Consider the following 761-nt stretch of genomic DNA (forward strand, 5'->3'; position numbering starts at 1 on the left):
GCGCCCGTCGTCGTCGCCGTCGCGGCGGATGCGCCGGCCGGCCCGCTGATCGACTGGTGGGAGCGACGGCGATCGGAGCATGGCACGCCCAGCTTCCTCGCGGAGTCGCCTGAGGGCGTCGTGCTCTGCATCTCGATGACCGACGAGGCGCTGCTCGACGAGGTCGCCATGCGCTTCGGCATCCGCATCGGGGCCTCGGGATCGGAGTCGTACGACGCGTTCTCCCGCGCGCACGCGCAGGCCCTCGCGGCGCTGAGGCAGCAGACGGATGCCGGGGTCGCGCACTATACCGACACCGTGGGCTCGAGCATCCTGAGCGCCCTCGCCACAGACGAGGCCCGGCTCGTCGCGGAGTCGCGTCTCGCGCCGCTCCGCGATCACGATGCGCGATCCGGCACCGATCTCGAACGCTCGCTGCGCGTCTGGCTCGAGCACGATGCCACAGCGGAGCCGGCGGCCACCGCGCTGGGGGTGCACCGTCACACGCTGCGCTCGCGCATCGCCCAGGCCGGCACGATCCTCGGCACCGATCTGTCGACGTTCCCCGCCCGCGCCGAGCTGTGGACGCTGCTGCAGACCGCGCGGGACTGACGGGCGTCGCGAGTCGCGGCTAGGCGCCTTCGCCGAGGTTGTCGGAGACGACCTCGAGCGCGTGGGCACGCGCCGTGACGGCATCCGCTCCGCGTTCTGTGGTGACCGCGGCGGCGAACACCTCCGCGAACACCAGGTAGGCCACGCGCGAGGTGTGTTCGAGTTCGTCG

The 761-nt window shown here is 72.4% G+C and carries 1 protein-coding gene; it reads left to right on the top strand.

Translation table 11 applies throughout. The features are described from left to right. The coding region (locus tag RTM68_RS18905; protein WP_312173878.1) for a helix-turn-helix domain-containing protein at nucleotides 1-591 on the top strand (591 nt) is incomplete at its 5' end. Between the last annotated feature and the right edge of the window lie 170 nt (nucleotides 592-761).

It is taken from the genome of Microbacterium sp. (assembly GCF_031988965.1).
GTDB lineage: Bacteria > Actinomycetota > Actinomycetes > Actinomycetales > Microbacteriaceae > Microbacterium.